Below are 24598 nucleotides of genomic sequence, written 5' to 3' on the forward strand. Positions count from 1 at the left end.
GCTGCGCCCTACCCGCGAAGACTGGTGCCGATTTCCTGCTCAAGGGCGAGATGATGCACCAGGTCGGACAGCGAGATCACGCCCACCAGCCTTTGCCCCTCGACGATCATCAGCTTGCGCCGCGGCATCAGGCCGATGCGCTTGAACACCTGATCAAGCGGCGTAGCGGGTGCGGCGGTGTTTTCGGGGCTTGCCGGCACCAGAATATCGGCCACCCGCCGCATGCCCCACTCGCTCCGGTCGATCGATTGCGCCCCGGCAGTGTCGACATAGCCGAGCAGCCGTTCGCCCGAGACCACCGGTACGAAGCTCACGCCCTGGCGCAGCATCACATCGTCCACAAGCTCGGCAATGGAAGCGCCGGGATCAATTGTGTGGACCCGGCTGCTCATCAGGTTCTGCGCCGTCTTGCCGCGCAAGGCGGATTTGATCAGCAGGTTCTGGTAGCTGCCATTGGAGGCGTTGAGAATGAAGAAGCCGATCAGGATCTGCCAGAAACCGCCAATTCCGCCGCCGCTGAACATGGCGAATGCCCCGGTCAGCATCAGGAACAGCCCGAAGGCCGAGCCGATGCGGCTGGAGATGCGTGTGGCGCGCAACAGATCCCGGGTCATCTGCCAGATCACCGCCCTGAGCATCCGCCCGCCATCCAGCGGAAAGGCCGGGATCAGGTTGAACACCGCCAGCACCAGATTGATCAGCGCCAGATAGCCGAACACCGCGCCGGTCAGTCCAATCTCGGTCCCATCGGCAGCCAGCCGTGTCAGGCCGTAAAACAGCGCGGCCAGAAACAGGCTCATCAGCGGCCCGGCAACGGCGATGCGGAATTCGGATTTCGGGTCGTGCGGCTCCTCCTCGAGTTCCGCCACACCGCCGAAGATGAACAGCGTGATGCCGCCGACCTTGAGCCCGTAGGATCGCGCCACCAGCGAGTGCGACAGCTCATGCAGAATCAGCGACAAGAACATGCCGAGCATCGCGATGATGCCGAGCACCGTGTAGAGCGTGCGGGTTTCGCCCGGAACCGCCTCGGGAAAATAGGACGTCGACAGGCTCCAGACGATCAGCGCCGCAATCAGCAGCCAGCTCGGGTCAACCCTGAGCTTGAAGCCGAAGATCTCGAAAAGTTGGACAGCATTCTTGAACATGACATCTCCTGCACGCAGACCTTGCCGGATGATCATGCATCAGGATGCGGGCAGCTGTATTGATCGATGTCAGTCCTGCACCCCGGCAGCCATGATCCCGCTTTTATCTGCGGTGCCATGCGCGCCTATTCAAGCCTTGACGGAAAGCCCGGCGCGCGCAGATCGGTCCCGAGCGCGTCCTCCAGCAGCTTGACGATCTGGGTCGACTGCGCCTCCCCACCATAGGCCGCCTTGCCGCGCACGAATGTCTGGGCCGTCAGCCCGGCGAGGTCCATCGGCACCCCGAATTCGCGGCCGAAATTCATCGCGAAACCAAGATCCTTGAGCGCCAGATCCATGTTGAAGGCCACGTCATAACTGCCGTTCAAGATGAGCTGGCCTTCGGTCTCGTGCACGAAACTCGAGCCTGAACTCGCGGCGATCGCTTCCCGGGCGGTCTTCAGATCCAGTCCGCCGCGCTTGGCCAGCATCAAGGCTTCGCCATCGGCCACCAGGTGGATGAAGGCCAGCATGTTGGTGATCACCTTGATGATCGACGCCGAGCCGAGCGGACCCATGTGAAAGATCTTGTCGCCCATGGCTTCAAAAGCCTTGCGATGCCTGTCAAACAGATGCGCCTCGCCCCCGGCGAGCACGGTGATCTTGCCTTGGGCTGCCAGATGCACGCCGCCGGTCACCGGCGCCTCCATGGTTTCAACGCCCTTGGCCGAGGCCACCGTGGCCAGCCGCAGGATGTCGTCGCGACCGAGCGTCGACATCTCGATCCAGGTCGTGCCGGGCTTCGCCGTGGTCAGCATTTCGGTGAGCACCTTTTCAGACACCGCCGGCGACGGCAGGCAGGTGATGATCGCGTCGCAGTCCCGCGCCAACTCCGCCGGGTTCTCGGCCCAGACGCAGCCCTTGCCCATGTCGAGATGACGCTTGCCGAGCGCGGGGTCGATATCGGTGACCGAGACCTCGAAACCGTGTTTCAACAGGTTGGCCGCCAGATGCCCGCCCAGATTGCCCAGGCCGATGAACCCATAACGCATGGTGTTGCTCCAGATTGTTCAGAAATAGAAGATGGGATGCGCTGACCTCTAGCCGTGGCCGATCAGCGCCTTGGTTTCGAGATAATCGCGCATGCCCCAGTCGGCATATTCCCGGCCATTGCCGGACTGCTTGTAGCCGCCGAACGGCGCGAACAGGTCCCAGTCGGGCGAATTGATATGCACCTGCCCGGCGCGCAGCTGCCGCGCAATCCTGCGCGCATGCTCGAGTTCGCCCGATTGCACATAGGCTGCGAGGCCATAGACCGTGTCATTGGCGATCTCGACCGCCTGTTCTTCGGTGTCATAGGGCATGATTGCCAGCACCGGCCCGAAAATTTCCTCGCGCGCAATCCGCATGTCAGGCGTCACGCCGCCAAATACGGTCGGCTTGACGTAATAGCCATGCGCCAGCCCGTCGGGCCGGTCGCGCCCGCCGGTGACCAGCGTTGCGCCGTCCTGAATGCCCGAAGCGATCAACGCTTGGATCTTGTCATACTGTACCTGGCTGATCACCGGGCCCAGATTGGTATTCGGATCGCGCGGATCTCCGGTCACCAGCTTCTCGGCGGTTTGCTTTGCAATCGCCAATGCTTCCTCGTGCCGGCCCCGCGGCACCAGCATCCGCGTCGGCGCGTCGCAGGACTGGCCGCTATTGCCGAAACAGGCTTCGACCCCGGAGGAAACAGCCGTTGCGAAATCCGCATCCGCCAGAATGATATTGGGCGACTTGCCGCCCAGTTCCTGCGCCACGCGCTTGACCGTATCGGCAGCTGACTTGGCCACCAGAATGCCGGCCCGCGTCGATCCGGTAAACGAGACAATGTCGATGTCCGGGTGGCTGGAAAGCATCTGCCCGACACCCGGCCCGTCGCCATTGACCAAGTTGAACACGCCGGCGGGCACCCCGGCCTCGTGCAGAATCTCGGCAAACAGGATGCTGCTCAAAGGCGCGATCTCGCTCGGCTTGAGCACCACCGTACACCCGGCGGCAAGTGCGGGCGCCACCTTGCAGGCAATCTGGTTCATCGGCCAGTTCCATGGCGTGATCAGCCCGGCAACGCCAATCGCCTCATGCACGATCAGCGTTGTGGCGCGCTGCTCCTCGAACGCAAAATTCTCGAGCGCTGTCATCGTCGCTTCGATATGGCCCAGCCCCGACCATGCCTGATCGGATTTCGCCATGGCCAGCGGCGCCCCCATCTCGGTGCTGATCGCTTCGGCGATCTCGTCCATCCGGGATTTATATACATCGCTAATCCGGCCCAGCAGCGCCAGCCGGTCGGCAGCACTCCACGCGCTGAAGCCCGGGAAAGCTGCCCTCGCTGCGGCAATGGCCGTGATGGCATCGGCCTGCGATCCGAGCGCCACCCTGGCGACGCTCTCCTCGGTCGCCGGATTGATGACATCGGCAAACGACACACCGGCAGACGGGTCCACCCACGCTCCATTGATGTAAAAGCGTCCGATATTCTGCTCGATGGTCATGGATCAGCCCCTAGACATAGATGTTGAACGCAGCCCGGATCGCGGCATCGACCTCGGGAGGAAGCTGCGGCGCGGTCGACTCTGCCAGGATCCGGTTCTTGCGCGCAATTGCCTTTTGAACAAGGTCCGGCTTGCCGATTTCCGCCCATTCCTTCGGACTGGTCCGGTCGGCCACCGCCGGATAGACATATTCGGTCTGCATCACGCCGAGCGTTTGCGGGTGGCCGAGATAATGGCCGGGCCCTTCAAGGCAGACCTCGCGCATGGCCTCGAGGCTGACATTGTCCTCGGTGACATCGATCCCGCGCACGCAGCGCAGAACCTGGCCCAGAAGATCATCGCCCAGCACCAGAGATTCCAGGCAGAAGCCCAGCAGCGAGGCATGCATGCCGACCGCCTCATAGACCATGTTGAGGCCGCTGAGCCCCGCCATGGTGTTGGAGATCGCCTGCTCCCATCCGGCTTGCATGTCGGGCAGTTTCGCATCGGCGATGCCTGCTGCGGCCCCACCCGGTAACCCGTAGAATCGGTGCATCTGGGCGCAGCCCGCCGTCAACAGCGCCTGCTCGCCGGAGCCGCCGGACATGGCGCCGGAGCGCAGGTCGGACACGAATGGCCAGGTGCCGAACACAGCCGGGTGCCCCGGCGCCATGGCGTTGACATAGACGACACCTGCCAGGCATTCCGCCACCGCCTGAACGATTGCGGTGGCCAGCGGCGCAGGAGCCGTGGCGCCCGCCTGCCCGGCTGAGAGCAACAGCACCGGCATGCCTGCGCGGATGCACTTCTCCATGGTGATGCAGCTTTCCTCGGCAAACTTCATCGGAGGAACCACAAAGCAATTGGAATTCGACACGAACGGCCGGGCACGCCAAGCTGCTTCACCGCCCGCAATCATGTGTAAGAGATCGAGGCAGCCTTCGAAATGCGACGGGTCGGAAAAACTGGTTCCGACATGTTTGGTGGTGCCGGCGCAGCAGGCATAGATGGTGTTGATGTCCATCTCGAAATTGTCGACCACATCGCGGCAGACCATGGCGCGCTGGAAGAAATGCACATTGTCGAGTGCATGGGTGATCCGCGCCGCGTCATAGAGATCCTGCGCGGTAGATTCGCGGTAGGTGCGGTTTTCCACATCGACCACATGCACCGCGGCACCCGCGGTGCCGTAATGCACCCGTGTGCCCGACAGATCGAGATCATGTTTGGGATCGCGGCCAAACAGCACCAGATCCTTGTTCGCCAGCGCCAGCATGTCTTCGACCAGAGCGCGCGGAAACCGGATGCGCCCGTCATCGCCCAGAATGGCGCCGGCACGGGTGAGAATTTCCACGCCCGAGGGCGGCGCCTGCGACAGGCCGATGGTTTCCAGCGCGTCAAGTGCGGCTTCGTGAATGCGAAGCACATTGGCCTGTGACAACGGCGAATATTGCCCGCCGCTCATGCCTGCCCGGATCGGCCTGAGATTGTCGGCCAGTGGCGCGGTGCGGACCGCAACGCGTCCCGCCCGCCCGCCTGAACGGCGCCCCGGCTTTTCGATCGGAGGAGACTCAATTGCGGCACTGGTTTCAATTGCGATAGCCATCCTGGTCTCCATAAAGCCGAAGCAGATTTCAGATCACATCCGGACGCGCAGCGAGCCGGGGTCGTAAAGCGGTTTCAGGGACGCCGTTGCTGAATGGCGCTCCCCGGCAATCTCGATTTCGTAAGTGGAGGCCAGCACCTCCTCGACGCTTTCGCCCTTGCAGGGCACATAGCCGAGCCCGATGGCGCCGCCGAGATGATGGCCGTAATTGCCCGAGGTGATGATCGAGACGATCTCGCCATCACGCACGATCACCTCGTTGTGGAACATCAGCGGCTCTGGGTCCTTGAGCTGGAACTGCACCAGCCGGCGCGACAGGCCCTGCTCGCGCTTGGCAAGCACCGCATCGCGGCCGATGAACTCGCCCTTCTTGGTTTTCACCGCAAAGCCCAGACCGGCTTCCAGCACGTGATCCTCGTCGGTGATGTCATGGCCGAAATGCCGGAAGCCCTTTTCGATCCTGCAGGAATCTAGCGTATGCAGCCCGCAGAGCTTCAGCCCGTGATCACCACCGGCATCAGCCAGCGCCTCGAACACATGCGCGGTCTGGTCGGAGGACACATAGATTTCCCAGCCCAGCTCGCCGACATAGGTGACGCGGTGAGCGCGCGCCAATCCCATGCCGATCTCGATCTCCCTGGCAACGCCAAACGGGTGTGCCTCATTGGAAAAATCATTCGGGCTGACTGACTGCAGCAGCGACCGCGCATTCGGACCCATAACGCAAAGCACCGATTCACCCGCCGTCACATCGGTGATGACAACGAACTCGTCATCCAGATGCCGCCGCAGCCAGGCCAGATCGCGTTGCAGGGTGAAGCCCGGAACAATCAGCAGGAACGCTGTGTCCGACAGCCGCGTCACTGTCAGATCGCATTCGATGCCGGCGCGGGTATTGAGCATCTGGGTGTAGACAATCTTGCCCGGCTCGACATTCATCTCATTGGCGCAGAGCCGCTGCATGAAGGAAACCGCATCGCGCCCCTCGACCCGGATCTTGCCGAACGAGGTCATGTCGAACAGGCCGACGGCTTCGCGCACCGCCATGTGTTCGCGCTTCTGGTTGTCGAACCAGTTCTGCCGCTTCCAGGAGTATTTGTATTCGCGCTCCTGACCTTCATCGGCGAACCAGTTGGCCCGCTCCCAGCCGGCCATTTCGCCAAACACCGCGCCGCGCGCCTTGAGATGCTCATGGATCGGCGAACGGCGGATGCCGCGTGCAGTCTCCATCTGCAGGTAGGGGTAGTGATCGGCGTAAAGCAGGCCAAGCGTTTCGGTAACCCGCTCGCGCAGATAATGCCGGTTCTTCTGGAACGGCTGCGCCCGGCGGATATCGACTTCCCAAAGGTCGAACAGCGGCTCGCCATCATTCATCCATTGCGCCAGCGCGAATCCTGCGCCTCCGGATGAGACGATGCCGACGGAATTGTACCCGGCAGCAACCCAGTAGCCTTTGATCTCCGGCGCTTCGCCGAGATAATAGCGGTCGTCGGGGGTAAAACTCTCCGGCCCGTTGAAGAAGGTGTGAATGCCGGTGGTGGCCAGCAGCGGCAGCCGGTTGACCGCCTGTTCAAGGATGGGCTCAAAGTGATCGAAATCCTCCGGCAATTGGTCAAAGCAGAAATCCTCCGGGATCCCCTGCATGCCCCAGGCCTTGGCTTTCGGCTCGAACGCGCCGAGCAGCATCTTGCCGGCGTCTTCCTTGTAATAGGCGCATTCATCCGGCACCCGAAGCACCGGCAGCCGCGGCAGGCCTTCGATCGCCTCAGTAACGATGTAGAAATGCTCGCAGGCATGAAGCGGCAGCGTCACACCGGATTGCGCAGCAAGATCGCGGCCCCACATGCCACCGCAATTGACCACGATGTCAGCCGCGATCGAGCCGGTTTCCTCGCCCTGTTGCCAGTCGACCCCGGTCACCTGCCCGTCGGCACTGGTGATTGCCGTCACCTTGACACCCTCGATGATGCGGGCGCCGTTCTGGCGCGCACCCTTGGCCAGCGCCATGGCGATATTGGCCGGATCGCATTGGCCATCCAATGGCAGATGCACCGCCGCGGTAACGTCGGAGATATTGAGATGCGGATACATCTTCAGCACCTCTTCGGGGCTGACCTCCTGCACATCGATGTCGAAGGCGCGGGCCAGCGAGGCCTGGCGGTAGATTTCCTCCTTGCGCGCTTCCGTCAGCGCCACGGTGATCGAACCGCATTGCCGCATCCCGGTGGCGACACCGGTTTCTTCCTCAAGCTTGATGTAGAGATCGGCCGAATATTTGGCGAGACGGGTCATGTTGAGCGAAGCGCGCAACTGTCCGATCAGGCCTGCGGCATGCCAGGTGGTGCCGCAGGTCAGTTGCTTGCGTTCCAAGAGCACGATGTCGCGCCAGCCGAGCTTGGCCAGATGATAGGCCACCGAACAGCCCGACACGCCGCCGCCGACAATCACGACGCGGGCCTTGTCTGGAACTGCCACACTCATGCCCGCAACCTTTCATTCCTGGGATCCCACAAGGGTTCATCAGGAGCCACCGTGGCGACAAAACGCTCGCCGAATATTTCTACTTCCAGCACTGTGCCGGGCTCAGCCAGCTCCGCGCGGACCATGCCGAGCGCGATCGATTTGCCGATCCTGTGCCCCCAGCCGCCCGACGTGGTTTCACCCACCACCTTGCCGTCATGCCAGAGCGTCGACATGTAGGGCGCATCGCAATCACCGGCATCGACCAGCAGCGTGACAAAACGCTTGGTGACGCCGCGCTGGCGTTCAGCCAACAGCGCCTGCTTGCCGATGAACTCCGGCTTTTCGAATTTGACAAAGCGCTCGAGTCCGCCCTGCAGCATCGTGTAATCGGTCGACAGATCACCCTTCCAGGCCCGGTAGCTTTTTTCCAGCCGCAGCGAATTGAGCGCGAACATGCCAAACGGCTTCAGGCCATGGGCCTGCCCCGCCTGCATCACCGCATCAAAGACCGGCGCTGTGTCCTCGACCTTGGTGTGGATTTCCCAGCCCAGTTCACCTGCGAAAGAGACCCGCACCAGCTGGCACCATGTCCCTGCAATCTGCGCCGACTGGTGGGTCAGCCATGATTTGCTCAGATCAGCCTCGGTGACCGCGGACAGGATTTCGCGCGATTTCGGCCCGGTCAGGATCTGGCAGGCAAACGCCTCGGTCACATCCTCGATTATAATCTCGGATCCGGCCGGCAGGTTTTTGATCAGCCATTCGAAATCATGCCATTGCGCGGTGGCAGCCGTGATCAGGAAGAAGAAATCCTCATCCAGCGCCATCAGCGACATCTCGGTGACGATGCGTCCCCTTTCGTCGGCGAAATAGCCAAGTCCGATCCGGCCCGGCTTTGGCGCCATGCCGGTGATCAGCGTGTTAAGCCAGTCGCGCGCGCCGGGTCCCTGAACCTTGAACCGCGAAAACCCCGGAAGATCGAGGATACCGGCGGCATCGCGCACAGCCAGGCATTCTTCGCGGACGGCTTCGAACCAGGCCCCCTCGCGCGCCCAGGTCTGGGTCGCTTCTTCGCTTGTGTCATCACCGGGCCGCGCATACCAGTTGGCCCGCTCCCAGCCATTATAGGCCCCGAACTGCGCACCAAGATCCGCGATCCGGTCATGCACCGGCGAGAGTTTCTTGTTGCGTCCGGCAGGCCAGGCGTGATGCGGGAAATGCATGCCATATTCATGGCCATAGACTTCCTTGCCCTTGGCGATCGAGTAATCCTGGTCGCAGAACCCAGTGAAGCGGCGCGGGTCGCAGGACCACATGTCCCACTCGGTCTCGCCATGCATCACCCATTCGGCCAGCACCTTGCCTGCACCGCCGCCCTGGCAGATGCCGAAGGTGAAAACGCAGGCCTCGAAGGCATTGGGAACACCGGGCATCGGGCCGATCAGCGGATTGCCGTCAGGTGTGTAGGGGATCGGACCGTTGATGGTCTTGGTAAGGCCTGCAGTGCCCAACAGCGGCACGCGCTCGACCGCGTCATTGATGTACCATTCCAGCCGGTCCAGATCGTCGGGGAACAGCTGGAACGAGAAGTCTCCCGGCATCGGATCATCCGGCGTCGTCCAATGGGCCCGGCAATTGAGCTCATAGGGGCCGAGGTTGAAGCCGTTCTTTTCCTGACGGAGATAGTAGGAACTGTCGACGTCGCGCACCAGCGGCAGCTTCTTGCCGTTTTCCTTGCTCCAGGCTTCGACTTCCGGCACCTCGTCAAACAGCATGTATTGATGGCTCATCACCATCATCGGCATGTCGCGGCCGAACATCTTGCCGACCTCGCGGGCATAATAGCCTGCGGCATTGACCACATATTCGCAGCGGATCTCGCCCTTTTCGGTGGAGATCACCCATTCATCGTTTTCGCGGCGCACGCCGGTGGCGGGACAGAAGCGGTAGATCTTGGCGCCGAGATCGCGCGCGCCCTTGGCCAGCGCCTGGGTCAATTGCGCCGGATCGATATCGCCATCATAGGGATCGTAAAGCGCACCAGTCAGATCATGGGTTTCGGCAAACGGGTATCGTGACGTGATCTCGTCCGGCGACAGAATATCGAGGTCCATGCCCTGATAGCGGCCCATTCCGGCCACACGCTGGAACTCGCGCAAGCGCTCCTTGGAATGCCCCAGCCGGATCGACCCGGTGACGTGATAATTCATCGGGTAATCGACTTCTTCGGCCAGCCCGCGGTAGAGCTCGGTCGAATAGCGCTGCATGTTCATGACCGACCAGGACGACGAGAATGTCGGCACATTGCCGGCAGCATGCCAGGTGGAACCGGCGGTCAGCTCGTTCTTTTCCAGAAGCACGCAATCGGTCCAGCCGGCCTTGGCCAGATGGTAAAGCGCCGAGACTCCGACCACGCCCCCTCCGATGATGACCACCCGTGCATGTCCTGCAATCTCGCCCACACGTCTCTCCTGCAACAGTTCGAATGAGGCGAGTATCAGGTGCGGTTTGCAGTTGCGCTATTGTGCCGAAAAGCCTTTATTAATCGGAAAATCCGATTAGGGTGCAGAGCAGCAAATTCAAAGGGTCGGCCATGCAAATCGAGCATCTGGAAACTTTCCTCGACCTGATGGAAACCAACAGCTTCAACCGCACCGCCGAGCGGCTGAACCTGACCCAGTCAACCGTATCCGGCCGCATCCAGGCGCTGGAAACCACGCTTGGGCGCAAGCTGTTTACGCGAAGCCGCGCCGGGACCCAGCCGACGCCGGCGGGCTTCAAGCTGCTCGATCATGCCCGCACCTTGCGCCACCAATGGACCGAAGCGCGGCGGTCGGTGCAAAACACAGGCAATTTCGCCCATTCGATGCGGATCGGCATGCAGCATGATCTGGCCTCCAGCCACATCGCCGACTGGGTGAGCGGGTTCAGGAAAGTCCTGCCCGATGCTGCCTTCTACATCGATCTCGATTTTTCCAACCAGATGAGCATCGACCTGCTGGCTGGCGAAATCGATCTGTCGATCATGTTCACCCCGAAGAACCTGCCCGATCTGCATTATGAACACATCGGCGAACTCGCCTACCGGATGATCAGCTCGACGGCGGTGCACCTCAACGACATCGAGCCGCAAAGCTACATCTTCACCAGCTATTCGCCGGCATTCGAGAAGGTGCACCGTCAGATCGTCGCCAATCTGGCCGAAACGCCGCTCTCGAGCGGACAGAACATCACCGTGTGCGGTCTGCTCCTGGCTCTGGGCGGCACCGCTTACGTGCTGGAGGATTCCGCCGAGGAAATGGTGGCCTCAGGCAGTTTCGGTTTTGTCAGGGGTGCACCACGCATCCCCCAATCGGTCTATTTCGCGGTGCATCTGCGCAACCGCCATTCCCACATCCACCGCCGCCTGCTCGCCAGCGCCCGCAAGCACCTGTCGGGACAATGACGCGCATGGCAAGGCATGCGTTGCGGCAATTCAAGACGGTAACATGAAAACGGCGCCAGTGCTTTCGCGCTGACGCCGGATCTCTGATGGGCGCGCGTGAGCCGCCCATCATGTTTTCGCGATCAAGCTTGCCTGTTGATCTGGTGCGGCGATATCTCCTGACAAATGAAAGCCATCTGTCAGGATCGCACCACTAGTGCTTGAACCTGCGGATCTCGCCGGCCTTGAGCCGTGTCGCGTAGGAATTAAGCTCCTTCTTCACCAGTCCCATCAGGAAGTAGAGGCAGAAGATGTTGACCACGGCCATGGCAAAGATTGCGGCATCGGAGAAGTCGATGACCGGGCCGAGGCTTGCTGCCGCACCGATAACGATGAACACGCAGAAGATGACCTTGAAGGTCAGCTCCGAGTTCTTGCCTTCGCCGAACAGGTAGGTCCAGCTCTTCAGCCCGTAATAGGACCAGGAGATCATGGTCGAGAAGGCAAACAGCACCACCGCGATGGCCAGCACATATGGGAACCAGCTGATCGCGGATCCAAATGCTGCCGAGGTCAGGGCAACGCCGCTGACATCGCCGACAGTGGCGATCGACGTCCCGGCTTCATTGAGCACATAGAGCCCTGTGGCCTGATCGACGATCAGTTGCTGCGAGATGGTGATGACCAGCGCGGTCATCGTGCAGATCACGACGGTGTCGATCAGGGGTTCGAGAAGCGACACGAAGCCTTCGGTGATCGGCTCCTTGGTCCTGACCGCGGAGTGGGCGATTGCCGCCGAGCCGACACCGGCTTCGTTGGAAAAGGCTGCCCGCTTGAAGCCCTGGATCAGGGCGCCGACAAAGCCGCCAGCAACGCCGAGGCCGGTAAAGGCGCCGCCGAAGATCTGGCCAAAGGCCCAGCCGATCTTGTCGTAGTTCACCAGCAGGATGACCAGCGCTGCGCCGACATAGAGAATCCCCATGAACGGAACAACCTTCTCGGTGACATTGGCGATCGACTTGATGCCGCCGACGATGACCGCAAAGACCACTGCTGCGAAGACAATGCCCGTGATCCAGCCCGGATAGTCACCGACAATGCCGGAAATCTGGGCATGTGCCTGGTTGGCCTGGAACATGTTGCCGCCGCCGAGCGCGCCGAGAATACAGAAGATCGAGAACATCACCGCCAGGAACTTGCCGCCGGGAAGACCCAGTTCCTTGAAGCCCTTGGAGATGTAATACATCGGACCGCCGGAAACCGTGCCGTCCTCATATTCGTTGCGGTATTTCACACCGAGCGTACATTCGGTGAACTTGGACGCCATGCCGAGCAATCCGGCAAGGATCATCCAGAACGTCGCGCCGGGTCCGCCGATGCCAACGGCAACCGCCACACCGGCGATGTTGCCAAGCCCCACGGTGCCTGACAACGCAGTTGCCAGCGCCTGGAAGTGGCTGACCTCACCCGCATCATTGGGATCGGAATAGTCGCCCTTCACCAGGCCGATGGCATGACCAAAGAACCGGAACTGGACGAAGCCGAAATAGATCGTGAAGATCGAGGCAGCAATCACCAGCCACATCACGATCCAGGGAAAGCTGGTACCCGGAAGCGGTGCGAAGATGAGGTTGACGAAGGGCCCGGTGACGGCCGCGAAAATCTCGTTGACCTTCTGGTCGAGGGTCATGGCTTCCTGCGCCTGGGCAGCGCCTGCAAGCCCGGCTGTTGAAAGTGCCAACAGCATCATTTTTCTAAAAAGCATCATGATAATACCCTCAATTGACAACGGTGACCGGCACGGGCGCGTGCATCACAAGATTGGAGGTCGCGCTGCCGAAGAAACGTTTGGCAAAACCGCCTTCAGATGACCGGGCCACAACAATCTGCTCGGCCTTTTCCTCTTCCGCGATGCTCATCAGGATCGATGCGACATCGCCATGCCGCACTTTGCCGGTGGCCTTGAGCCCGCTCGCATGCACCTTCGCAACGGCCGGATCGATGACCCGCTGAGTCGCGGTCGAGATCTCTTCTTCACGGCGCTTGTGGCGCTGGGCGTTTTCTTCCGCCGTCTGGAAGGAATAGGGCGACCATTCCACCACATAGACGATCATCAATTCGCAATCGCCGATGAGCTTGGCCAACCGTTCGGCATAGGCCAGGGCGCGCTCGCCTGACCCGTGGCCATCAAGGCCAACAACCAGTTTAGTTGTCATTTCATGTCCCTCTCTTATCGTTTTCTTAACCACACCGACTGTCGGCCAAACAACGCAACACTGCCAACAAAAAATTCATCCCCGGCGCAGAATCACAGATGCAATGCGGACACCCCGCCCAACAACTTTAGTCGAAAAGACTAGTCAATGGACCTTTTCTTGGTCCATATTCAAAACAATTGGCCACAAAACAGGATATCTAAGGAAAAAAGACCATATGCGAAGGAATTTGGACCCCATTGATCGCCGCATCGTCAATGAACTGCAGACACATGGCAGACAGTCCATTGTTGATCTTGCCGACCGCGTGCACCTGACCAAGACGCCCTGCTCCGAACGCGTCAAACGGCTCGAGCGCGACGGCATCATCACCGGCTACAGCGCCAAGATCGATCCCGGCGAAGTGGATATGGGCCATGTCATGATCGTGCATGTGAACCTGTCAAAGACCAGCGACAGCTCCCTCGAGGACTTCAACCGGGCGGTACGGCTCATTCCCGAAGTTCAAAGCTGCCTGATGATTGCCGGCCCCTTCGACTACATGCTGAAGGTGCGCACCCGCGACATCACCCAGTTCCGCGAACTGCTCGGCGAACGGATCAGCAAGCTGCCGTCGGTCATGCAGACCCATTCCTTCGCCGTCATGGAAACGGTGAAGGAGACCAGCATGATCGAGATGAGCCTCTGACACGAGCCGGCGATCCGGCAGGCGACCGGTCTCAGTGACTGCCATGCCGGGGGTGGGACAGGCTGGCAACGACGCCGCGCAGTTCGGCAAGGCCGCGCATGCGGCCGACCAGCGGATAGCCCGGATGGGTGTTGCGCGCCGCATCGTCGAGCAATTCATGGCCGTGATCGGGCCGGAACGGGATTTCCCATTGCATTTCCCCGGCGGAACGGCGCCGCGCCTCTTCCTGCAAGAGCGCGGCAACCAGGTCGACCATGTCGGTATCGCCCGCAAGATGCTCCGCTTCCTCGAACGAACCGTCGGCGTCCTTGCGCACATTGCGCAGATGCGCAAACCAGATGCGCGAAGCGAATTTCCGCGCGATCGCAGGCACGTCATTGTCCGGATTGGCGCCTAGCGATCCCGCACACAGGGTCAGGCCGTTGGCCGGACTGTCGACGGCGCCCAGGATCCAGGCGATGTCATCGGCGTCGGAGACGATCCGCGGCAAGCCCAGAATGTCGCGCGGCGGATCGTCGGGGTGAACACACATCCGCATGCCGAGCTCCTCGGCCGTCGGAATGATTTCCTCGAGAAACTGCTTGTAGTTGTCCCGCAGCGCCTGACGGTCGATGCCTTCATACTGCTTCAATGCCGTCTTCAGCCCGTCCGCGTCGTAACGGTCATAAGCGCCCGGCAGGCCCGACATCACCGAGCGCATCAATTCGCCGCGATCGGCATCGGAGGAGGCCTGGAACCAGCGCTCGGCGGCCTTGATCACATCGGCCGGATAGTCGTTCCGCGCGGCATCGCGGCCCAACATGTAGAGCTCCAGCGCAGCCATCCTGGGCGCGGAAAACCGCAGGCAGGTGCCGCCATTGGCAACCGGGGCAGCAAGGTCGGTCCGGGTCCAGTCCAGCAATGGCATGAAATTGTAGCAGATCGTGGTGATGCCCTCGGCCGCGAGATTGGCCATGGATCGCCGGTAATTGGCAAACAGCTCCGACAAATCGCCGTCATTGCGCTTGATGCGCTCGTGAATTGGCAGGCTTTCCACCACAACCCAGTCGAACCCGGCAGCCGTCAGGCCGGCCTTGCGTTCGGCAATCGCCGCGCGGGGCCAGACCTCGCCATAGGCGATCTCGTGCAGGGCGGTGACAATGCCGCTTGCGCCGGTCTGCGCAACCTCACCGAGCGAGATCCTGTCGAGCGGACCATACCAGCGCCAGCTTTCCTTCATGTGATGTCCTCTGCAGCTCGCCGCGCACCAAGGCGGCACAATTCCTGATAGGCGTGAGTGACCGGTTCCAGCAATTGCGCAGCCAGCTCGGCACTGAAAATCTCCCGCACCGAGAGCAAGGCGGCCACCTTTTCGGCCGGTGTTTCTGCCGCATCCGACAGGCCGCGCAGCCGCCCGGCCAGCGGGTCCTTGACCTCGATCGACTGGCCCTTTTCGTCGACGCCGCCGACATAGCGCATCCATGCCGCAACCGCGAGCATCAGGCCGGGGCTTGCCCGTCCGGCGGCCAGGTTGTCGGCGATGGTGCCGAGAATGCGTTGCGGCAGTTTCTGGCTGCCATCCATGGCGATCTGCCAGGTGCGGTGGCGGATCGCCGGGTTGGAATAACGCTTGAACAGGGCGTCGGCATAATCGGCCAGGTTCACCCCTTCGGGCGGGCTGAAGGAGGGCATGATTTCCTCCTGCCACAGCCGTTTGGCAAATCCTGCAAACACCGGGTCCGCCACGGTCTCGGCGATGGTCTCATGGCCTGCGAGATAGCCCAGATAGGCAAGCGAGGAATGGGTGCCATTGAGCATTCTGAGCTTCATGTGTTCGAACGGCGTCACGTCGGCCACCATCTCGACACCGGCCGCGGCCAGATCAGGATAGGCCTCCGCCCCGTCGTAGGCCGGAACGAAATCATCCTCCACCACCCATTGCCGGAAAGGTTCGCACAGCACCGGCGCTTCGTCGCGAATACCGATTTTCTGGGCCAAGCGCTCAACGTCCTCGGGCTTGGTCGCAGGCGTGATGCGGTCGACCATGGTCGAGGGGAACCGGCCTTCGGTTTCGATCCAGCCGGCAAGCTCCGGGTCGAGCGCACGGGCGAAATCCAGCACCACGCCGCGCACCAGCTTGCCGTTTTCGGGAAGATTGTCGCAGGTCAGCACCGTAAACGGCGGATCGCCGGCATCGCGCCGCCGCTGCAATGCCCGGACAAGATAGCCGATCGCGGTTCTGGGCTTTGCGTGGGTCAGGTCATGCTCGATGTCGGGATGGGAAAAATTCAACCGGCCGCTGGCCGGATCATGGCAATAGCCCTTTTCCGTCACCGTCAGAGTGACAATGCGGATGGCAGGATCGGTCATCCGGGCAAGCACAGCGTCGGGATCTTCCGGCGCAACCAGCACCGTTTCCAGGATTTCGATTCTGCGGAACGTCTCGCCGCCATCGGGGTCCTGTGACACGGTGGTGTAGACGAAATCCTGCGGCGCAAGCTTGTCGCGCGTCCCCGGGCTCTGCAGGCTGACGCCGACAATGCCCCAGTCGCCGCCGGACACCCGCACCGCGTCATCGATATAGATCGCGCCGAACGCCCGGAAGAAGGCTCCGAGCCCGAGATGGACAATTCCGGATTTCGGTTTCGGACGGTCCTTGCTGCGACCCAGTCTTTCCATTTCAGCGGGCAAGCCAGCCTCCATCTACGTTCAATACAGCACCATGAATATACTTTGCGGCCGGTGACGCCAGGAAAACCGCGGCTGCGCCGATATCGTCGGGCTCGCCCCAGCGTCCGGCGGGAATGCGATCCAGAATTGCCTGGTTCCGGTCCGGATCGTCTCTGAGTGCTTCGGTGTTGTTGGTGGCGATATAGCCCGGCGCAATCGCATTGACATTGATGCCGCTGGCCGCCCACTCATTGGCAAGCGCCTTGGTGACGCCGGCCACACCGTGTTTGGCGGCTGTATAGGAGGCCACCCGGATACCGCCCTGAAATGACAGCAGCGAGGCAACATTGACCACGCTGCCGGTGCCCCTGCGTTCGAACACGGCTCGGGCGAAGGCCTGGGTGGTGAAGAACACCGCCTTCAGATTGATGTCGACGACATCGTCCCAGTCCGCCTCGCTAAAATCGACGGCATCGCTGCGCCGGATGATCCCGGCATTGTTGATCAGAATGTCGATGTGGTTCTCGCAAAACACGTCACGCGCCGCCATCGGATCGGAAAAATCGAGCAGGATCTCGCGGCCATCCGGGATCTCGGCCAGGGTCTTTGCACTGGACCTTCGCCCCGCGCAAATGACCGCGGCGCCCGCCCTGCCCATGGCGATGGCCGTGGCTCGGCCGATGCCGGTATTGGCTCCTGTGACCAGCACGGTTTTGCCGGACAGCGAAAATGGGTTCACCGAAGATCTCCCATGGCGACCATGTCCATGTCGGTGAAATCGACATTGTCGCCGGCCATCGCCCAGCAGAAGGTGTAGGCGCCGGTCCCTGCCCCGCAATGGATCGACCAGGGCGGCGAGATCACCACCTCTTCATTGGCCATGACGATGTGCCGGGTCTCGTCCGGCTGGCCCATGAAATGGAACACCCGCTGCTCCGGTCCGAGTTCGAAATAGAGATAGGCCTCCATGCGGCGGTCATGCAGATGCGCCGGCATGGTGTTCCAGACCGAGCCCGAGGCAAACTGGGTGTAGCCCATCAGCAACTGGCAGCTGTCAGCCACTTCCGGATGCAGGAACTGCAGGATGACGCGTTCGTTCGAAGTTTCGGCCGAGCCCATTTCGACCCGGCGCGCATCCTCGATGCGGATCAGCTTGCTCGGGCAGCTCCGGTGCGCCGGCGCAGAAAGCACGTAGAAGCGGCCATTGCCGGAGAACGTCACCGCGCCCGATCCCATGCCGAGATAGAGCACATCGCCCTTGTTGACCTCGTAGTCGGTGCCGCCGGCGAGACACGGTGCCGCTGTCGCCGATATTGAGGATGCCCATCTCGCGGCGGTCGAGGATCGACGGCGTGCCACTTTCCTCGACCCTGTCAAGCGTCAGCTTGCCGCCGGCAGGAACGGCGCCGCCGACGATCATCCGGTCATAATGGGTGTAGAGGAGGCGGATTTCGCCATCAGCAAACAGACCGCCGGCGTGAAAATGCGACCGCAGCCCTGTGGTATCGAGGCCCTTGGCCGTGGCCGGGTCAATGGCGTGGCGGGTTTCAACTGTCAGCATGAGAAATCTCCCTTCAGGAGTTGGAAGTCAGAAAATCGTCACGGCGCGGCGTGAATGTGTCGATCAGGGTCCCGGGCTGCAGACACTTGCAGCCATGCACGGCATTGGACGGGATGACGAAGCTGTCGCCGCGGGCCACCTCGAATGTCTCCTCCGCCACGGTGAAGGAAAAGCGCCCGGACTCGACATAGGTGGATTGCACATGCGGATGATTGTGCAGCTTGCCTTCCGCCCCTTCGGTCTGGAACCGGAACGCCACCACCATCAGCTCCGGACTGTCGCTCAACACCTGCCGGGTCACGCCTGGATCGGCAGGCACTTCTGGAAATTTCTTGATCATGGGAACCTCAATGGAACTGGGCAGGCAGCCACAGGGACAGCTGCGGGATATAGGTGACGAGCATCAGCGTGGCGAATGCTGCGCCATAGAACGGCCAGATCGTGCGCATTGCCTGCCAGATCGGGATCTTGCCCACCGCGCATCCGACGAACAGCACCGCCCCCACCGGTGGCGTGCACAGGCCGATGCCCAGATTGAGCACCAGGATAACGCCGAAATGCACCGGATCGACGCCGAAGGCGACCGCCACGGGCAGGAAGATCGGTGTGGTGATGACGATCAGCGGCGACATGTCCATGAATGTGCCCAGCACCAGCAGCACCAGGTTCATCAGCAGCAGGATGACGATCGGATTGTCGGAAATGCCCTTGAGCATCATCACCATCGAGGCCGGCACCCGGGTATAGGCCAGCAACCAGCCGAAGGCCCCGGCGCAACCGATCACCATCAGCACCATCGCCGTGGTGCGCACCGCGGCCATGGTGGCGGCGACGAAATCGGCCCAGCTTAGCGATCGGTAGACAAAGAAGGTGACGAACATCGCGTAGACCACGGCGATGTTGGAGGATTCCGACGCGGTGAAAATGCCCGAGCGCACCCCGCCGAAGATGATCGCGACCAGGACCAGGCCGGGCACCGCATTGGCAAGCAGCCCGAGCATGGCGCGGCCGCCGGGAAACGGTTCGGTCGGGTAGCCGCGGCTCTTGGCGACGAAATAGGCAGCCACCATCAGCGACAATGCCAGCACGGCGCCGGGAATGATGCCGGCGGTGAACAGGTCGGCGATCGAGATCTTGCCGCCTGCCGAGATCGAATAGATGATCATGTTGTGCGAGGGCGGGATCATCAGCGCGATGATCGAGCCGACCACGGTGATGTTGACGGCATAGTCGACATCATAGCCGCGCTCCTTCATCTGCGGCACCATCAGCCCGCCGACGGCACTGGCATCGGCCGCAGCCGAGCCGGAGACGCCTCCGAACATGACGCTGGCGAGAATATTGACCTGGCCCAGGCCACCGCGCAGATGGCCGACCAGGGCGCCGGCCAGCGCAACCAGCCGCCGGGCGATGTCGCCGCGCACCATCAGGTCGCCGGCAAAGATGAAGAACGGGATCGCCATCAGCGCGAACACCGAGACACCCGAATTCATCCGCTGGAACACCACCACCGGCGGCAGGCCGAGATAGGCGATCGTGGCAAAGCTCGACACGCCGAGGCAAAAGGCGACCGGCGTGCCGATCAGCAGCAGCACCACGAAGGTGCCGAAAAGTACCCAGAGTTCCATCGTCTCAATCCTCGATCTCGGTTTCACCGAAGCGTGCGGTTGGCATGCCGGCCATGCGCCGGGCGATCCGTTCTATCGAGAACAGGACCACCAGCACGCCGCCGGCCACGATGGGCATGAAATCAAACGCCCCGGATATTCCGAGGCTCGGAAGCACATTGGGCGCGGCGTTGATCGCCAGCTGAGTGCCATAGACCACCATGCCCGCGCCAAAGGCGATCACCACGATATCCGAGGTGGTATGCAGCATCAGCTTCACCCTGTGCGACACGACGTGCAGCAGGATGTCGAAGGACAAGTGATAGCCTTCCCGGATGCCCACAGCGGCCCCGAGGAAAATGAACCAGCCCATGATCATCACCGATCCCGGCTCGGTCCAGGAAATACTGTCGTTGAGCACATAGCGCCAGAATACCTGGCAGGCGATCAGGACTGTCATCAGCACCAGACCGGCTCCCGACACCCAGAGCGACACCCTTGCCATGACGCTGGTCACCCGCGCCACGCTTATCATCCGGTCCTGCACGACCACCCCTCCACCAAAAAAACCGGCCCGCGGGATTTCTCCCACGGGCCGCCTGTCAGACTATTCGGTTGCCTGAATGCGGGCGACCATGTCCTTGAGCTTTTCGGACGTGACATATTTCTCGTACACCGGCTTCATCGCTTCGATGAACGGGGTCTTGTCGATGTCGGTAATGATTTCACTGCCGGCAGCCCGGACCTTTTCTTCGGACTTCTTTTCCTGGGCGACCCAGAGCTCGCGCATCACGGGCACGGAATCCCTGGCTGCAGCCTTGACCGCGACCTGGTCTTCCGGGCTCAGCTTGTCCCAGGACTTCTTCGACATCACCAGGACTTCCGGCACGATCAGATGCTGGTCGAGCGTGTAGTATTTCGCCACTTCGAAATGGCCCGACGTGTCATAGGACGGCCAGTTGTTTTCGGCACCGTCGATAACGCCGGTCTGGATCGACGAATAGACTTCGCCGTAAGGCAGCGGCGTCGCATTGGCGCCCAAGGCGCTGACCATGTCGACAAACATGTCCGACTGCATGACACGGAACTTCATGCCCTTGAGGTCTTCCATCGACTTGATCGGCTTCTCCTTGTTGTAGAAGCTGCGCGATCCGCCATCGTAGAAGCCCAGGCCGATCAGATCGTGCTCGGCAAAGGCATCAAGGATTTCCTGGCCGATCGGGCCGTCCATCACCGTGTGCATGTGCTCGACCGAACGGAAGATGTAAGGCAGCGACGGGATCTGTGTCTCTTCGATGATGTTGTTGAAGGGTCCAAGGCTCACCCGGTTGAGGTCGATCGCGCCGAACTGGGTCTGCTCGATGGTGTCCTTTTCCTCGCCCAGCTGGGCCGAGTGGAATATCTCGATGCAGAGCCGGCCGTCGGTGCGCTCTTCGAGCGATTTCGACATTGCCTTGACGGCTTCAACTGTCGGATAGCCATCCGGATGCGTGTCGGACGACTTGAGCGTGGTTTCGCAGGCTCCGGCTGCCATTGCCATGGCGGCCGTTGCCAGCAACATGCCTGTAAGCGTTTTGATCAGTCTCATCTTCATTTTCCTCCCAGAAATGGCTCTCAGAGCCGATAGGCTTGCTTGGCAAGCCGGTATGCGAGGTCGTGAGCGACCTCGAATGCCTCATCCTCGGCCAGTCGTCCCGTGGCGACCAGCGTGGCGAGATAAGCGCAATCCACCCGCCGGGCCACGTCGTGACGGGCCGGAATCGAACAGAAGGCGCGGGTGTCGTCATTGAACCCGACGGTGTTGTAGAACCCCGCGGTCTCCGTGGTCATTTCGCGGAAACGGCGCATGCCCTCGGGGCTGTCATGGAACCACCAGGCCGGGCCGAGCTTCAGCGCCGGATAGGCGCCGGCGAGCGGCGCCAGTTCGCGGGCATAGCTGGTCTCGTCGAGCGTAAACACGATGATCGAGAGATCCTTCTCCAGCCCGACCGCATCCAGCAGCGGCTTCAGCGCCCGCACATAATCGGTCCGGGTGGGAATATCGAAGCCCTTGTCGCGACCGAAGGCTGACATGATCGGATCCGAATGATTGCGGAAACTGCCCGGGTGGATCTGCAGCACGAGCCCATCGTCGAGGCTCATCCGCGCCATTTCGGTGAGCATGTGACCGCGAAAGGCATCCGCCTCCTCGGCGGTGCAGGTCCCTTTGAGCGCCTTGACAAACAGCCCCGCCGCCTCGACCGGCGCCAGATTTTCGGTCCGGGCGGACGGATGGCCATGATCCGATGAGGTTGCGCCGAATTCCTTGAAATAGGCGCGGCGGATCCGGTGAGCCTGAAGATAGCCCTCCCAGGTCGAGCTGTCTTCGCCCGTCAGCGCGCCGAATTGCGCGACATTGTCGGCGAGATCCTGCAAATTCCGGATCAATCACGGCGTCGGGCCGGTAGGCCGTCACCACCCGACCGGTCCAGTCGCTGTCGCGGATCATCCGGTGCCAGCGCAGATCGTCAAGCGGGCTTTCGGTGGTGGCGATCACCTCGATATTGAAACGCTCGAACAGGGCCCGCGGGCGGAATTCGGGTTTTGCCAGACACTCGGCGATATGATCATAGCTCTGGTCCGCCGTCTCCTTCGACAAGCGCTCGGTGAGGTCGAACAGGTCCTCAAATGCGTGATCGAGCCACATCCGCGAGGGCGTGCCGCGAAACAGGTGATAATTCTCAGCCAGCAGCCGCCAGATGTTGCGTCCGTCGGTTTCGGTTTGCCCGCCATCGGCCCTTGGAACGCCAAGGCTTTCGAGACTGACGCCCTGCGAGTGCAGCATCCGGAAGACGTAGTGATCCGGGGTGACGAACAATTGCGCCGGGTCGGAAAAGGCCTCGTTTTCGGCATACCAGCGCGGATCGGTGTGGCCATGCGGGCTGATGATCGGCAATTCGGCAACGGTCTGGTAGAGTGCGCGCGCGATTCCCCGCGTTTGCGGGTCAACAGGAAACAATCTATCAGCGAGCAACATTGCCGGAATTCTCCTCCCCAGGATGCCTAATCGGATAGGCCTTTCAATCATGCTAGTAATGTAATATGCTAGTATTCTTACCGAGTCAACGGAGTGCTTGTATGTCCGTATCGTCCCCATTGCGGGCCCTTGAACCACTCAACCGACCCTCGGTCGCCGACACCGTATTTGAGGAATTGCACAGTCAGATCCTTCTGCTGGAACTGCCGCCGGGAACCAAGATGTCGGAGGCGGAAGTCGCCAAGGCGCTCGGCGTGTCACGACAGCCGGTCCGGGATGCATTCTACCGCCTGTCGAAGCTCGGTTTCCTGTCGATCCGGCCACAACGCTCGACCATGGTTTCGCAGATTTCCTCGATCGGCGTGCTGCAGGCGCGCTTTGTGCGCAGCGCCATCGAAGCCGAAACCGTGCGCACCGCCTGCCGGATTCTCACCGAGGACGACCACGCCGCCCTGGATGTGATCCTTGAAAAGCAGCGCCAGGCGGTCAAGGACAATGATCCGGTCGCCTTTCACGGCTTTGACGACCAGTTCCACAAGGAAATCTGCGAACGCGCCGGGCTGAGCTTTGCCTGGGACATCATCCGCGAAAACAAGGCGCATATGGACCGGGTGCGATTCCTGTCCCTGTCCTTCGCCTCCCAGGATGCGTTCAACGACCATCTGAAGGTGATGGAGGCCATCCGGGCCCGCGACGAAACCCAGGCGATGCACCACATGCGCATCCACCTCTCACGCATCAAGGAGCAGATCGTGCGCATAAGGGCTGACCATCTTCGCTATTTCGCCGACGAGCCCGACACATGACGCGCCGGTTCCTGTCGATAGGCGAATGCATGGTCGAAATGGCGCCCACGGCCGACGGCACCTACAGCCTGGGCTTTGCCGGCGACACGCTCAACACCGCCTGGTATGCGCGCAAGATCTTCAATCCGGACTGGGATGTCGCCTATCTCACCGCGGTCGGCGACGACGCCATTTCGGGACGGATGGCCAGCTTCATCGCCGATGCCGGGATCGAGACCGAGTTCATCCGGAAAGTGCCGGGCTGCACCGTCGGGCTCTACCTCATCCAGCTCGACAATGGCGAGCGCAGCTTTGCCTATTGGCGCTCGGATTCGGCGGCACGCCGGCTGGCCAATGATACCGGCTTGCTCGACGCGGCACTGGCCAGTGCCAGCCTGATCTACCTCTCGGGCATCACCCTGGCGATCCTGTCACCGCAAAGCCGCACGGCGCTGTTTGACGCGCTGGCCACAGCCCGGCGCAACGGCGCCACCGTCGCATTCGACCCGAACCTGCGATTGCGCCTGTGGGACAGCTCCGAGACCATGCGGCAGACGGTGATGGCGGCCGCGGGCGTCAGCGACATCCTGCTTCCCTCATTCGAGGACGAGGCGACCTTCTTTGGCGATGCGACACCGTCTGACACCGCCAGCCGCTATTCCGGCGCCGGCGTGCCGCTGATTGTGGTCAAGAATGGCGGCGGCGAGGTGCTGTCGCTCTGTCGCGGGCAGACCGGCAGCTTCACCCCGGCGAAGGTCGACAATGTCGTCGATTCGACCGCTGCCGGCGACAGCTTCAATGCCGCATTTCTGGCCAGCTATCTCGACTGCACCGATCTCGGGACGGCGATTGCCGCGGGCTCGGCCCTGGCGGCCCGGGTGATCACCAGGCGAGGTGCGCTGGTCGAGCTCTGAGAACCAGTCCGGCAGGTCAGCCTGCC

General features: G+C 61.6%; 19 protein-coding genes and 2 pseudogenes. 4 read left to right on the plus strand and 17 right to left on the minus strand.

Annotated features, from left to right (window positions below; genetic code table 11):
• Positions 1-8: 8 nt before the first annotated feature.
• From OEG82_RS20155 to OEG82_RS20180, 6 genes are all read right to left on the minus strand, one after another.
• Entirely contained in the window at positions 9-1148 is a 1140-nt protein-coding gene (locus OEG82_RS20155; protein WP_267614145.1) for a site-2 protease family protein, read from the minus strand.
• Between the two features lie 125 nt (positions 1149-1273).
• Positions 1274-2179 (minus strand): NAD(P)-dependent oxidoreductase, encoded by a 906-nt coding sequence (locus OEG82_RS20160; protein ID WP_267614146.1) that lies wholly within the window; start codon positions 2177-2179, stop codon positions 1274-1276.
• A 48-nt stretch (positions 2180-2227) separates the two neighbouring features.
• On the minus strand, positions 2228-3664 hold the full coding sequence (locus OEG82_RS20165; RefSeq protein WP_267614147.1) for an aldehyde dehydrogenase family protein: 1437 nt from the start codon (positions 3662-3664) through the stop codon (positions 2228-2230).
• Between the two features lie 10 nt (positions 3665-3674).
• Entirely contained in the window at positions 3675-5249 is a 1575-nt protein-coding gene (locus tag OEG82_RS20170; RefSeq protein ID WP_267614148.1) for a trimethylamine methyltransferase family protein, read from the minus strand.
• 33 nt (positions 5250-5282) lie between these two features.
• On the minus strand, positions 5283-7730 hold the full coding sequence (locus OEG82_RS20175) for a GcvT family protein (protein WP_267614149.1): 2448 nt from the start codon (positions 7728-7730) through the stop codon (positions 5283-5285).
• On the minus strand, positions 7727-10174 hold the full coding sequence (locus OEG82_RS20180) for a GcvT family protein (protein WP_267614150.1): 2448 nt from the start codon (positions 10172-10174) through the stop codon (positions 7727-7729). The genes OEG82_RS20175 and OEG82_RS20180 overlap by 4 nt, the downstream gene beginning before the upstream one ends.
• A 131-nt stretch (positions 10175-10305) precedes the next feature.
• On the opposite strand from OEG82_RS20180, the gene OEG82_RS20185 reads away from it, so the two are divergent.
• Positions 10306-11157 (plus strand): LysR family transcriptional regulator, encoded by an 852-nt coding sequence (locus tag OEG82_RS20185; protein ID WP_267614151.1) that lies wholly within the window; start codon positions 10306-10308, stop codon positions 11155-11157.
• A 193-nt stretch (positions 11158-11350) separates the two neighbouring features.
• On the opposite strand, the gene OEG82_RS20190 is transcribed toward OEG82_RS20185, so the two are convergent.
• Entirely contained in the window at positions 11351-12883 is a 1533-nt protein-coding gene (locus OEG82_RS20190) for an alanine/glycine:cation symporter family protein (RefSeq protein ID WP_267615019.1), read from the minus strand.
• Positions 12884-12914: 31 nt separating this feature from the next.
• Positions 12915-13352 carry a universal stress protein gene (locus OEG82_RS20195; RefSeq protein ID WP_267614152.1) on the minus strand — a complete coding sequence of 146 codons (438 nt, stop codon included), beginning with the start codon at positions 13350-13352 and terminating at the stop codon, positions 12915-12917.
• Between the two features lie 217 nt (positions 13353-13569).
• Here OEG82_RS20195 and OEG82_RS20200 point away from each other — a divergent pair, with 217 nt between their 5' ends.
• On the plus strand, positions 13570-14040 hold the full coding sequence (locus OEG82_RS20200; protein ID WP_267614153.1) for an Lrp/AsnC ligand binding domain-containing protein: 471 nt from the start codon (positions 13570-13572) through the stop codon (positions 14038-14040).
• A 31-nt stretch (positions 14041-14071) separates the two neighbouring features.
• On the opposite strand, the gene uxuA is transcribed toward OEG82_RS20200, so the two are convergent.
• The 9 genes and pseudogenes from uxuA to uxaC form a co-directional block, all read right to left on the minus strand.
• A complete protein-coding gene (gene uxuA / locus OEG82_RS20205) occupies positions 14072-15259 on the minus strand; it encodes a mannonate dehydratase (protein ID WP_267614154.1) in 1188 nt (395 codons plus the stop codon).
• Positions 15256-16710: a mannitol dehydrogenase family protein gene (locus tag OEG82_RS20210; protein ID WP_267614155.1), complete on the minus strand. Its 1455-nt coding sequence runs from the start codon at positions 16708-16710 to the stop codon at positions 15256-15258. Before OEG82_RS20210 ends, uxuA begins: the two co-directional genes overlap by 4 nt.
• Positions 16700-17428, minus strand: a complete 729-nt coding sequence (gene kduD / locus OEG82_RS20215) for a 2-dehydro-3-deoxy-D-gluconate 5-dehydrogenase KduD (protein ID WP_267614156.1) — start codon at positions 17426-17428, stop codon at positions 16700-16702. Before kduD ends, OEG82_RS20210 begins: the two co-directional genes overlap by 11 nt.
• A pseudogene (gene kduI, locus OEG82_RS20220) lies at positions 17425-18250 on the minus strand (5-dehydro-4-deoxy-D-glucuronate isomerase). Before kduI ends, kduD begins: the two are co-directional and overlap by 4 nt.
• A 13-nt stretch (positions 18251-18263) precedes the next feature.
• Positions 18264-18590, minus strand: a complete 327-nt coding sequence (locus OEG82_RS20225; RefSeq protein WP_267614157.1) for a cupin domain-containing protein — start codon at positions 18588-18590, stop codon at positions 18264-18266.
• A 7-nt stretch (positions 18591-18597) separates the two neighbouring features.
• Complete coding sequence (locus tag OEG82_RS20230) at positions 18598-19878, minus strand: TRAP transporter large permease (protein WP_267614158.1); 1281 nt, start codon at positions 19876-19878, stop codon at positions 18598-18600.
• A gap of 4 nt (positions 19879-19882) precedes the next feature.
• On the minus strand, positions 19883-20404 hold the full coding sequence (locus OEG82_RS20235) for a TRAP transporter small permease (RefSeq protein ID WP_425497603.1): 522 nt from the start codon (positions 20402-20404) through the stop codon (positions 19883-19885).
• 60 nt (positions 20405-20464) lie between these two features.
• Entirely contained in the window at positions 20465-21445 is a 981-nt protein-coding gene (locus OEG82_RS20240; protein ID WP_267614159.1) for a TRAP transporter substrate-binding protein, read from the minus strand.
• Positions 21446-21471: 26 nt separating this feature from the next.
• Positions 21472-22873, minus strand: a pseudogene (gene uxaC / locus OEG82_RS20245) (glucuronate isomerase).
• A 101-nt stretch (positions 22874-22974) separates the two neighbouring features.
• Between uxaC and OEG82_RS20250 the strand changes: the two are divergent.
• Both OEG82_RS20250 and OEG82_RS20255 read left to right on the plus strand, forming a co-directional pair.
• Positions 22975-23679, plus strand: coding sequence for a GntR family transcriptional regulator (locus OEG82_RS20250; RefSeq protein ID WP_267614160.1), 705 nt, complete (start codon positions 22975-22977; stop codon positions 23677-23679).
• Positions 23676-24572 (plus strand): sugar kinase, encoded by an 897-nt coding sequence (locus OEG82_RS20255; protein WP_267614161.1) that lies wholly within the window; start codon positions 23676-23678, stop codon positions 24570-24572. Before OEG82_RS20250 ends, OEG82_RS20255 begins: the two co-directional genes overlap by 4 nt.
• Positions 24573-24598: the final 26 nt, after the last annotated feature.

This window comes from Hoeflea ulvae, assembly GCF_026619435.1.
GTDB lineage: Bacteria > Pseudomonadota > Alphaproteobacteria > Rhizobiales > Rhizobiaceae > Hoeflea > Hoeflea ulvae.